This window comes from Aurantimonas marianensis, from assembly GCF_024195285.1.
Taxonomy (GTDB): domain Bacteria; phylum Pseudomonadota; class Alphaproteobacteria; order Rhizobiales; family Rhizobiaceae; genus Aurantimonas; species Aurantimonas marianensis.
Map to the genome: position 1 here is coordinate 17,558 of NZ_JALHBS010000077.1, position 11,153 is coordinate 28,710.

Below are 11,153 nucleotides of genomic sequence, written 5' to 3' on the forward strand. Positions count from 1 at the left end.
CGCTTATCGCAGTCAAAAGGGGCGGGAGATTCTCTCGTCCTTTTTTCTGCACGATCGGATTTTTCAGGCCTATCGCAAACGATCGCGCTCACGCTCCATGTGGTCGATACGCGTTTCGAGATTTTCTTCGCGCACCATGCCGGGAATGAGAAACAAATCGATCAATTGGCCAATACCCAGAAGCCCGAATGTGAACAGCCACAATAGGCCCGTCCAGAACCGCCCGAGATAAAACCGGTGCAGGCCGCAAATTCCGCCGAAGCACAAGAGCCAGAGGATGTAGGACGCAAGGCCCGACTTTCGGTTCATGGTTCGTCCTTTCCGATGGTTCGCCGGGGCCAAGATGGGGAGGCGAACCCGTGTTGGGAAGGTCTCCGGGTCATTGCGTCCCCAGCGCGGCACCGGTTGCGCTCCACCGAAGCCTGACGCTGCGTCAGTCAGCGGCCGCGCTTGAAGCCGCCGAGAACGCCTCGCAAGACCGCCCTCGTCACGGTCGAGGCCACTGTCCGGCCGACCTGCTTCATAACGGTTTCGGTCAGCGTCTGCCGCTGGTAACCCGATGAGCGACGGCGACGGGGCGCCGACCCACGACGCGAGCCTGCCTCTTCGACGTCCTCGACCTCCCTTGTGTCGTCGCGCCCGCCACCCCCGAGACCGAAATCGGGGAGCTGGAAGCCGGTGCGCGTGCGCCGCCCCCACGCGGCCTCGGCGCGGCGCGCTGATTCTCCATTCCGGCGCTCCTCGGCTGCCTCCGCCTCCAAGCGGCGCTGCTCTTCCTCCTGACGGAGTTCGGCCTCGGCCCGGCCAACCAGCATCTCATAGGCCGAATCCGGGTCGATCGCCTGGTCGTACTGGCCCGCCACCGGACTCTTGGCGATGATCGAGTCGCGTTCCGACAGATTGATCGGCCCCAGACGCGCCGAGGGTGGGCGGATCAGCGTGCGCTCGACCATTGAGGGCACGCCCTTCGCGTCCAAGGTGGAGACCAGTGCCTCGCCGACCCCAAGCTGGGTGATCGCCTCATAAGCGTCGAATTCCGGGTTAGGGCGAAAAGTCTCGGCCGCCGTCTTTACCGCCTTCTGTTCGCGGGGTGTGTAGGCGCGCAATGCGTGCTGGACGCGATTGCCAAGCTGGGCCAGGACGCCGTCCGGCACGTCGAGCGGGTTCTGGGTCACAAAATAGACCCCGACGCCCTTGGAGCGGATCAGCTTGACGACCTGCTCGACCCGATCGGTCAGGATTTTCGGCGCATCGTCGAAGAGCAGATGCGCCTCGTCGAAGAAGAAGACCAGCTTCGGCTTGTCGGGATCGCCGACCTCCGGCAACTCCTCGAACAGTTCCGACAGCAGCCACAGAAGGAAAGTCGCGTAAAGCCGCGGATTCATCATCAGCTTGTCGGCGGCCAGCATGTTCACGATGCCCCGTCCGTCGCGATCGGTGCGCATCAGATCGGCGATCTTGAGCGCCGGCTCGCCGAAGAAGCTTTCGGCACCCTGCTGTTCCAGCACCAGCAGCGAACGCTGAATCGCACCGACCGAGGCCTTCGCGACATTGCCGTAGAGCTTGGAGATGTCGTCGGCATTTTCCGCGACATGCGCCAGCGTCGCCTGCAGATCCTTGAGGTCGAGCAGCAACAGCCCCTCTTCGTCGGCTATCTTGAACGCGATGTTGAGAACGCCTTCCTGCGCGTCCGACAGGTTCATCAGCCGCGACAGCAGCAGCGGTCCCATTTCGGAAACGGTGGCGCGGATCGGGTGCCCCTTTTCACCGAAGATGTCCCAGAACACGACCGGATAGAAGTCGTGATAATAGGGGTCGAGGCCGATCTTTTCCGCCCTCTCGACGAGGAAGTCCCGGCTTTCGCCGCGCATGGAAATGCCGGACAAGTCGCCCTTGATATCGGCACAGAAGACCGGCACGCCCGCTTCCGAGAAGCCCTCCGCGAGGATCTGCAGCGTCACGGTCTTGCCGGTGCCGGTCGCGCCCGTTACCAGGCCGTGGCGATTGGCGAGCCTGAGGTCGAGATACTCGCCCTTCCTGATCGCATCCCGCGGGTCGCGGCTGCTTCCCAGAAAAATCCGGCCTGTTTCCTGCATCCGCCATCCCTCGCTCATCGCCCATAGGCGTTATAGACGGCCAAAGGCTTGGAACAAGCGGGGGCGGCGGTAATCATGTGGTCGACGATTGCATCGGCGACCAGGCTTTGCCAAGCTCCGCGGCAAGCCTCCGCCGCTCCCCAGGCGCGGCGGCAAAAGGAGATAGGCATGGACGAACTGCTGGCGAAAATCGCAGCCGAGGCGGGTCTTGAGCCGTCCATCGCGGAGGCGGCTATCGGCCACATACTCGCCTATCTCAAAGCCGAGAGCGACGATCCGGCGGTCGGCAAGATGATCGCCGAAACGCCGGGCGCCGCCGATGCGGTCGCGACGGCTGGCGAGGACAGCGGCGACGGCGCGCCCGGCGGCATGATGGGCGGCGGTATCATGGGGCTCGGCTCGAAGCTGATGGGGCTTGGCCTCGACATGGCACAGATTCAGATCGTCGCGCGCGAACTCGTCGCCTTTGCGAAGGTCCAATCCGATCCCGAAACCGTCGATCGGGCCCTGGCCTCGGTGCCTAGTCTGTCGCCCTTTGTCTGACCATGTCGCCGGGAACTCCGCCGGGCTTTGGCGGCGTCGAGCAACGGCGCAAAAGCGCGCATCCTAGCAATAGGTTATGGAATACGGGCCAAGGCTGACGTATGGTCGTGTAACAAACGCAGGGGTTCCTTACTAGCAGGGGCCGTGGCGCAGATCGAGGATCACGGCGCCGCGGAGAATGTAGCCGATGAGTGTCGAAGCGGACGTCGCTCGCTCGCTGCCTGACCGGATGCGAGCTTTTATGTCCGCGCCCAGACGGGCGCGATGGGCAAAGCTGTCGCGCGTCATGCGGCGGCCTCCCCTCCTCGCCCATCTTGTCCTGTTCGCGCTGATCGTTCTCATTCCCGCGCTGCTGTTCAGCGCGTTTTTGGTGCTGCAATTCTCCGAACAGCAGCGTGAGATCGCCGCCGCGCAGGTCAACGATACGGCCGAAATCGTCTCCAACGCCGTTGATCGGGATATCTACGGCATGATCACCAGCGGCAAGGTGCTCGCATCTTCGCCCTCGCTGGCAACCGGACATCTTGCTGGCTTTCACGATCGGACTGTGGCAGCGCTCAGAGCCACGCAGACCAGTGCCGAGTTGATCGATCCCACGTTTCGGATCGTGGTCTCAACGCTGGAGCCTTTTCCGCCATCGCCGCGCAAGACCGAATATACCAAGACGATCGAGCAGGTGTTCGAGACCCGTCGACCGATGGTCTCCAGCGTCTTTTTCGGCGAGCGGGCCGACCGCTTCATGTTCCATGTCGCGGTCCCGGTGATGCGGGATCAAACGGTCGCCTATGTGTTGGTGATCAACAAGGCCGCCGATGCCCTGGAGGCCGTCATCGCGAACCGGAACCTGCCGCGCGAATGGTCGGCGATCATCAAGGATTCCGAGGGCCGGCGCGTCTTCGCGGCGGTGACCAGCGAAGGAAGGATGCAAGCCCAGCAAGGGATTTCTTATGACAACCCTTCGATCCTGGAGACGCTGGGCGCACGCCTGAGCGACGATTTGATCGAGGCGTCGACGGTGTCCGGCCTGTCCAACTGGACCACCACCGTCGCCGTGCCGAATGCCGTGATTGTCCAGCCGGCACTCAGATCCTGGATCCTGCTGATCAGTGCCGGCATCCTGCTTCTGCTGTTCTCCATCATGCTTGGCATCATTTTCGGCCGGCGCATCGCAGCGCCGATCCTGCAGTTGTCGAAACAGGCCGAGGCCATCGGCAAGGGCGAACCGGCCATGCCGTTCGGGACCGACATTGCCGAGATCGGCGCGGTCTCGAAAGTTCTGGCGCAGGCCTCGCGGGAGCGCCGCGAGGCCGAGGAGCAAAACCGTTTCCTGATGCGCGAGATGACCCATCGCGCCAAGAACCAGTACGCGCTCATCGCCGCCATTGCCCGACGCGCCGCGAAGGAGAGCGCCAACACGACACAGTTCCTGGATACGCTATCGGAGGCACTGAGTTCGCTGGCACGGTCCGCCGACCTGCTCGCCGGTAGCGGCTGGGAAAGCGCGGTACTGGCCGATCTCGTTGAAACGCAGCTGAAGGCGTTCGGCGCCGGCGGCGAGCAGATCGAACTGCACGGTCCCGTCATTCATCTCAATTCGACCGCGGCACAGACGATCGGGCTCGCGCTGCACGAACTGGCGACCAACGCCGCCAAATACGGCGCGCTTTCCGGTTCGGACGGGACCGTGCGAATATCATGGTCGGTCGCTGAACAATTCCAGCTTGTCTGGCGTGAAATCGGCGGCCCCCCGGTCGTCGAACCCAAACACGCCGGATTCGGCACATTGGTGACCCAGAAGATGACGTCGCGCGGCTTGGGCGGAACGGTGGAGATGACCTACGCGCCGGCCGGCGTCGTATGGAAACTGGCGGCGCCGACCGACGCCGTCATCGCGACAGACTAGGACTGTCGACGGCGCGCGGAGCAAGGTCAGCCGAAGGCCGCATTTCGTCTATGCCGAAGAGGCGTTATCTAGACGGGTGAGGAAGGCCACATTCGGGCTCACCAGCAAGGCGAAACGCGGCATGGCCCGCAAGGGAGGGGCAATGACGGCGCTGACGATCGACAAAATCGACTTTCCGGAAACCAGCGAAGCCGAATGGCGGAGCCTGGTGGAAAAGGGCCTGAAGGGCCGGGATTTCGGTTCGCTCGCCGCGCGGGCCGAGGATGGGTTCAGCTATGGGCCACTGCACGAACGCAGGCGCGACGCGTCTCCGCTCGCACGCTCGGCGGACGGGCGATGGGCGGTCCTTCAACGCGTCGATGATCCCGACGCCGTGCGCGCCAACGCCCAGGCGCTGGCGGATCTGGAAGGCGGCGCCAACGGTCTGTCTTTGGTTTTCGCCGGGTCGGCATCGGCGCACGGGTTCGGGCTGCCCATGGACGTCGCCACTATCGGCCGCGCCCTTGCGGATGTCGAGCTGGAGATGGTCTCGTTGCGGATCGAGCCGCATATGGACGCCCGGCGCGCCGTCGAGGCGATCCGTGCCTTGGCAAAGGAGCGGAGACAGGATTTCGAGGCGCTCACCCTCGATTTGTGTCTCGACGCGATCGGCCCCTTCGCCTTCACGGGAAGCTTTGCCGGCCCGGAGCGGGACTTCCGGGCACATGCGGGCCGCGCCACGAAGTCGCTTCGCGCGAGCGGCTTTCGCGGCCGTGTCGCCGAGGCGGACGGGCGCGTCTTCCACGACGCGGGCGCAACCGCCGGGCAGGAACTCGGCGCGGTGCTGGCAACGGCGCTCTATTACCTGAGAGCGATGCTCGATGCCGGCATAGACCTATCCGATGCGGCGGCTTCGATCGGCTTCACCCTGGCAGTCGACCAGCGGCAGTTCGAGCAGACCGCGAAACTGCGCGCCTTGCGGCTCCTCTGGGCCAAACTGCTGGAGGAATGCGGCGAGACGACAGCGCCCGCGGCCCGCATCCACGCCGAGACCTCCTGGCGCATGATGGCGGCCAAGGATTCGCACAGCAACATCCTGCGCGCGACGATCGCGGCCTTCGCGGCCGGGACAGGCGGCGCCGACAGCCTGTCCGTGCTGCCACACACGACGCCGCTCGGCCTTGCCGACCCTGCCGCGCGGCGGCTTGCCCGCAACATCCAGATCATCCTGCAGGACGAATCCGGCCTGGCGCGCGTCACCGATCCGGCGGCCGGGTCCGGTGGTATCGAGGCGCTGACCGATCTGACCGCGGAGGTCGCCTGGAGCGAATTCCAGAAGATCGAGGCCGAGGGCGGCATCTTCGACAGTCTTTCCGCCGGTGTTCTGCAAAACCGCGTCATGGACGCCCGCACGGCGAGGGCCGCCAAGCTCGCGGAGGGGAAGATCGTCATCGTCGGCGTCAATCTCTACGCGCTCGATGAGGAGCGACACCATGATCTCCACGGGCGGCCTGCTGCCGCCGAGCCGCCTTCCCAGCCGCCCGGCGAAACCCGCTGCGAGCCGCTGCGCCCGCACCGAACCAGCGAAACCGTGGAGGCCCCGGCGTGACGAAGGTTCCTGATTTCACCCGCATCGCTTGGAGCCGGCCGACCCACCCCGCCGCAGCCCGGCCCCTTGGCGAGCCATTCGCGACGCCGGAAGGGATCGCGATCGCGGGAGCCTACGGCGCCGACGACATCGCGGATCTGCCCTTCCTCGATACCTATCCGGGCATCGCGCCTTATCTGCGTGGCCCCTACCCGACCATGTATGTCGAAAAGCCGTGGACGATCCGGCAATATGCCGGATTTTCGACCGCGCAGGAATCGAACGCCTTCTATCGCCGCAATCTCGCCGCGGGACAGAAGGGGCTTTCGGTCGCTTTTGATCTCGCGACCCACCGCGGCTACGATTCCGACCATCCGCGTGTTGCCGGCGATGTCGGCATGGCCGGCGTCGCGATCGACTCGATCATCGACATGCGCCAGCTCTTCGACGGCATTCCGCTCGGCGAAATGAGCGTCTCGATGACGATGAACGGCGCGGTGCTGCCGGTTCTGGCGCTCTATATCGCCGCCGCCGAAGAGCAGGGCGTTGCCCAGAAGGACCTGTCCGGAACCATTCAGAACGACATCCTGAAGGAGTTCATGGTCCGCAACACATACATTTATCCGCCGAAGCATTCGATGCGGATCATTTCGGACATCTTCGCCTATACGTCGAGGCACATGCCGAAATACAACTCGATTTCGATTTCCGGCTATCACATGCAGGAAGCCGGCGCGACCGCGGACCTGGAACTCGCCTACACCATCGCCGACGGCATCGAATACGCCCGCGCGGGCGTCGCGGCGGGTCTCGACATCGATCGCTTCGCCCCCCGCCTGTCGTTCTTCTGGGCCGTGGGCATGAACTTCTTCATGGAGGTTGCGAAGCTGCGCGCGGCGCGGCTGGTCTGGGCGGCGCTCATGCGGGAGAATTTCGCGCCGAAGGATCCGCGTTCGCTTTCGCTGCGCACTCATTGCCAGACCTCGGGCTGGTCGCTGACCGCGCAGGACGTGATGAACAACGTCGTCAGAACCTGCGTCGAGGCCATGGCGGCGACGCAGGGGCACACCCAGTCGCTGCATACCAACTCCTTCGACGAGGCGTTGGCGCTGCCGACCGACTTTTCCGCCCGGATCGCCCGCAACACCCAGCATGTGCTGGCCCGGGAATCCGGCACCACCACGCCGATCGATCCCTGGGGCGGGTCGACGCATGTCGAGCGGCTGACGCATCTGCTCGCTGAAAAGGCCCTTTCCCACATCGCGGAGGTCGAGGAGATGGGCGGCATGGCCAAGGCCATCGACAAGGGGTTGCCTAAGCTCAGAATCGAGGAGGCCGCCGCCAAGACCCAGGCGCGCATCGACTCCGGCGCGCAGACCGTCGTTGGCGTCAACAAGTTCGTGAACGAAAACACCGACGAAATCGACGTCCTCTCGGTCGACAATGCCAACGTACGCCGTCAGCAGATCGATAAGCTCGAGCGGCTCAGGGCCGAGCGCGACGACACCGTGACCGAAGCGGCCCTGACCGCCTTGACGGCGGCGGCTGAGCGCGGCGACGGCAATCTCCTTGAGCTGTCGATCGCCGCCGCCCACGCCCAGGCGACCGTCGGCGAAATGGCCGGCGCGCTGGAGAAAGTGTTCGGCCGGCATGTCGCGACGACGAAGGTCATCGCCGGCGTCTACAAACGGGAGGCCGGCGCAATGTCGGAGCGGATCGAACGGGTTCAGGCGATGAGCGCCGCCTTTGCCGAGGCCGAGGGCCGCCGGCCGCGTATTCTCGTCGCCAAGATGGGCCAGGACGGCCATGATCGCGGCCAGAAGGTCATCGCCTCGGCCTTTGCCGATCTCGGCTTCGACGTCGACATCGGGCCGCTGTTCCAGACACCCGAGGAAGCGGCGCGCCAGGCCGTCGAGAACGACGTCCACATTGTCGGCGCGTCGTCGCTGGCGGCCGGGCACCTGACGCTCGTCCCTGCGCTGAAGGCGGCGCTGGAAGCGGAGGGGCGCGGCGACATCATGATCGTCGTCGGCGGCGTCATCCCCCCGAAGGACGTCGACACCCTCAAGGCGGCAGGGGCCGCGGCCATCTTCCTGCCGGGAACGGTCGTCGCGGAAGCGGCTGAAGACCTGCTGCGGGCCCTTTCCCGCCACTTGGGCCATGAGAAGGTAGCCGCCGAATAGTCTCTTGCCACCCACCTGGTTCAACATTAGTTATAACGCCAGAACCTGGAGATCGGAGGCTTTGCCATGAACACCGTCATCCGCAAGATCGGCAATTCCGAAGGCGTGATCTTACCGAAGGAGGTGCTGGAACAGGCCGGATTGGCCACCGGCGACCGCTTGAACGCCATCGTTTCGGAAGATGGCGTCAAGCTTATCAAGGCAGGGCCAGACTTCGAGGAAGAACTGGCCCATGCACGCGTCTTCATGGACAAATATCGTGACGCGTTGGCGAAACTGGCGAAATGACCTGGCGCTGGGTTTCGCAAGCGAGTGTCGAGGCCTTCCATAGTGAGCAGATCGACCGCTTCGGCGGCGCGCGGGGAATTCGTGACGCCGGGCTGCTGGAGTCGGCCGTCGACCGCCCCCTCAACAAGGCCGCGTACGGAGAGCCAGACGTTTTCGACCTCGCGGCGGCGTTTCTCTACGGGATCGCTCGCAACCACCCATTCGTGGATGGCAATAAGCGGACGGCGATCGTGGTCGCAGCGGTTTTCCTGATGAAGCACGGCTACGATATCACCGCCGATAACGGCATGCTCTACCAGTTCGTCATGGATGTCGCAGCTGGAGCCGTCAGCGAGGACAGCGCCGCGAGCTGGTTCCGCGATTTTACGGAAAAGCGTCCATGATCGAGGCCTATGTCCCGACCGGTGCCAGGATGCGCGCGGTTCGGGCATCGCCCGACGCGATCCCGGCCGAGGCGGTCTGGATCGATCTGCTCGACCCGCGTCCGGACGAAATCGCCGCCGTCGAACAGCTCTGCGGCATCGACGTGCCGACCCGCGAGGAAATGGTCGAAATCGAGGTTTCGAGCCGGCTCTATTCGCAGGATGACGCCGACTTCATGACAGCGTCGGTGGTGTTCGGGCTGGACAGCGGCAAGCCGTCTTTCGCGCCGGTCACCTTCATGCTCGCCGGCCGCCGACTGATCACCCTGCGCTACAGCGAACCGAAGAGCTTTGCGATCTACGCGGCCAAACTCTGCCGCGAGACGCCGCGCCATGCGGGCGCCATCCAGCCCGGCGGCGCCGAAAAGCCGGCCGCCGGCCGGAGCGATCGACCACCATCGGCGGAGACGGTCCTGATCGGGCTTCTTGAAACGGTAATCGACCGTGTCGCCGACCTGCTCGAGATGATTTCGGCCGCCCTCGACAGCATCGGCGAGGACGTCTTCTCCTCCTCGGCGCGCAAGAAGCCGGCCGCCACGAGGAATTTCAGATCGTTGCTGCAACGCGTCGGGGCGGCCGGGGATCTCACGTCGCGCGCCCGGGAAAGCCTGGCCACGATTGATCGCCTGCTCCCCTTTCTCCAGCTTGCTCTCGACCGGCGCAAATCCGGCGCCAAAGACGCCAGACCCCGCGTGAAGGCGATGGGCCGGGACGTCCAGTCGCTCAACGACTTCCTGTCGTTTCTGTCGAACAAGACGACATTCCTGCTCGACACCACGGTCGGCATGATCTCGATCGAACAGAACGCCATCATCAAGATCTTCTCTGTCGTGGCCGTCGCCTTTCTGCCGCCGACGCTGATCGCCTCGATCTACGGCATGAACTTCCGCTTCATGCCCGAACTAGGCTGGACTTTCGGCTATCCGCTCGCCCTCGCACTGATGATCATGTCGGCGATCGTTCCGATGCTGTTCTTCCGTTACAAGGACTGGTTGTAGTTCACCCGCCCTGCGTTCCATAGCGTAGGATAAATTTGTCCTTAATCGTTACATTGTACGCTGGATGCCTCTCGTTGATTGGAGCGACGGTGCAGTTCGCGATTAAAAGGCTCAAGACGATCCAGACTGGTGAACGCCCATCGGATCGTTACAAGCAGATGCTCTTTGCTGACGCCGGCAATTTTGCCCGTGGATGCGTATTTACGCTCATCGCTTGCCTCGCGACGGCGCTACAGACCGACATGTCGAGCGTGTGGGCGATCTTTGCCGCGTTGAGTGTGATAACGGCCGTCCGCGTATCAGCTATCTATTACGGCGCCCGCCGTGCCGACGAGGCCGATGAGGCCGTCGCAGCAGCCAAGCGCTTTTACGAAGTGACCGGTATCGCGCACGTTTTTCTCATCGGTATCTGGCCGATGGCGATTTTCATCGAAGGACAAACCTACGTCGAAGCCGAATTCTTTTCGTTCGCGACCGCCCTGTGTTTCATGACGGGTCTTGTCGGCCGAAACTACGCCTCCCGAAAGTTGGTCGTCTTGCAGTTGGCGGCGGCGGCGATCCCAATGACGGTCGGTCTCGCCTGGCAAGGGGATTTCTGGCACATTCTGTTCGCCGTTCTGTTCGGCGTCTTCTGTCTCACCCTGCTCAAGATTGCAGACGGCATGAGAGGCATGATGGAAGAGACGTTTGTTATTGCCGAACAAAACTTTCGGCTCGCACACGTCGATGGACTAACGGGCCTGCCGAACAAAGGACAAATGGTCCGAATCCTCGATACGGCCATTCGCGACCGAACACCGCTAGCACTGCATTTCGTCGATCTCGACCGATTCAAGCGCCTGAATGACACCTATGGCCATTCCTTCGGGGACCGCGTCCTCAGCCTTGTGGCTGATCGCATGAGAGCGTCGTGTGATGAAGACACAATCGTATCACGTTTTTCTGGGGACGAATTCGTGATCCTGCAGCATATCGATGGCGATTTACAGGAAGCATCCCGTTTCGCCGATCGGATGATCGCCGCAGTTGGTCACCCTATCATGATCGACGGAATATCGGTGACAGCCAAATGCAGCGTCGGCACGGCATTCTTTCCCGACGACGCGCAAACGACCGCCGAATTGCTTCAGCGAGCCGACCTCGCCCTTTACAA

10 protein-coding genes are annotated in these 11,153 nt (G+C 63.5%); 8 read left to right on the top strand and 2 right to left on the bottom strand.

Going from position 1 to position 11,153, the window contains the following annotated elements; translation table 11 throughout:
- Positions 1-69: 69 nt before the first annotated feature.
- Both MJ956_RS12770 and MJ956_RS12775 read right to left on the bottom strand, forming a co-directional pair.
- A complete protein-coding gene (locus MJ956_RS12770; RefSeq protein ID WP_253964837.1) occupies positions 70-309 on the bottom strand; it encodes a TM2 domain-containing protein in 240 nt (79 codons plus the stop codon).
- A 128-nt stretch (positions 310-437) separates the two neighbouring features.
- Positions 438-2,096 carry a helicase HerA-like C-terminal domain-containing protein gene (locus tag MJ956_RS12775; RefSeq protein WP_253964838.1) on the bottom strand — a complete coding sequence of 553 codons (1,659 nt, stop codon included), beginning with the start codon at positions 2,094-2,096 and terminating at the stop codon, positions 438-440.
- Positions 2,097-2,264: 168 nt separating this feature from the next.
- Here MJ956_RS12775 and MJ956_RS12780 point away from each other — a divergent pair, with 168 nt between their 5' ends.
- From MJ956_RS12780 to MJ956_RS18920, 8 genes are all read left to right on the top strand, one after another.
- Entirely contained in the window at positions 2,265-2,639 is a 375-nt protein-coding gene (locus MJ956_RS12780) for a DUF2267 domain-containing protein (RefSeq protein WP_253964839.1), read from the top strand.
- A gap of 241 nt (positions 2,640-2,880) precedes the next feature.
- Positions 2,881-4,542 (top strand): HWE histidine kinase domain-containing protein, encoded by a 1,662-nt coding sequence (locus MJ956_RS12785; RefSeq protein ID WP_253964840.1) that lies wholly within the window; start codon positions 2,881-2,883, stop codon positions 4,540-4,542.
- 121 nt (positions 4,543-4,663) lie between these two features.
- A complete protein-coding gene (locus MJ956_RS12790) occupies positions 4,664-6,130 on the top strand; it encodes a methylmalonyl-CoA mutase family protein (RefSeq protein ID WP_253964841.1) in 1,467 nt (488 codons plus the stop codon).
- Positions 6,127-8,292: a methylmalonyl-CoA mutase gene (scpA, locus tag MJ956_RS12795; RefSeq protein WP_253964842.1), complete on the top strand. Its 2,166-nt coding sequence runs from the start codon at positions 6,127-6,129 to the stop codon at positions 8,290-8,292. The genes MJ956_RS12790 and scpA overlap by 4 nt, the downstream gene beginning before the upstream one ends.
- A gap of 66 nt (positions 8,293-8,358) precedes the next feature.
- On the top strand, positions 8,359-8,580 hold the full coding sequence (locus MJ956_RS12800) for an AbrB/MazE/SpoVT family DNA-binding domain-containing protein (RefSeq protein WP_206455366.1): 222 nt from the start codon (positions 8,359-8,361) through the stop codon (positions 8,578-8,580).
- Positions 8,577-8,963 carry a type II toxin-antitoxin system death-on-curing family toxin gene (locus MJ956_RS12805; RefSeq protein ID WP_253964843.1) on the top strand — a complete coding sequence of 129 codons (387 nt, stop codon included), beginning with the start codon at positions 8,577-8,579 and terminating at the stop codon, positions 8,961-8,963. Before MJ956_RS12800 ends, MJ956_RS12805 begins: the two co-directional genes overlap by 4 nt.
- Positions 8,960-10,000, top strand: a complete 1,041-nt coding sequence (locus tag MJ956_RS12810) for a magnesium transporter CorA family protein (protein WP_253964844.1) — start codon at positions 8,960-8,962, stop codon at positions 9,998-10,000. The genes MJ956_RS12805 and MJ956_RS12810 overlap by 4 nt, the downstream gene beginning before the upstream one ends.
- 89 nt (positions 10,001-10,089) lie before the next feature.
- Positions 10,090-11,153, top strand: a 1,064-nt coding sequence (locus MJ956_RS18920) for a diguanylate cyclase domain-containing protein (RefSeq protein WP_253964845.1), incomplete at its 3' end; no start/stop codon positions are given.

Coding starts and splice junctions, on each gene's coding strand:
- MJ956_RS12780 (WP_253964839.1), top strand. CDS start 2,265: ATGGACGAACTGCTGGCGAAAATCGCAGCCGAGGCGGGTCTTGAGCCG.
- MJ956_RS12800 (WP_206455366.1), top strand. CDS start 8,359: ATGAACACCGTCATCCGCAAGATCGGCAATTCCGAAGGCGTGATCTTA.
- MJ956_RS12775 (WP_253964838.1), bottom strand. CDS start 2,096: ATGCAGGAAACAGGCCGGATTTTTCTGGGAAGCAGCCGCGACCCGCGG.
- MJ956_RS12790 (WP_253964841.1), top strand. CDS start 4,664: ATGGCCCGCAAGGGAGGGGCAATGACGGCGCTGACGATCGACAAAATC.
- MJ956_RS12770 (WP_253964837.1), bottom strand. CDS start 309: ATGAACCGAAAGTCGGGCCTTGCGTCCTACATCCTCTGGCTCTTGTGC.
- MJ956_RS12805 (WP_253964843.1), top strand. CDS start 8,577: ATGACCTGGCGCTGGGTTTCGCAAGCGAGTGTCGAGGCCTTCCATAGT.
- MJ956_RS12810 (WP_253964844.1), top strand. CDS start 8,960: ATGATCGAGGCCTATGTCCCGACCGGTGCCAGGATGCGCGCGGTTCGG.
- MJ956_RS12785 (WP_253964840.1), top strand. CDS start 2,881: ATGTCCGCGCCCAGACGGGCGCGATGGGCAAAGCTGTCGCGCGTCATG.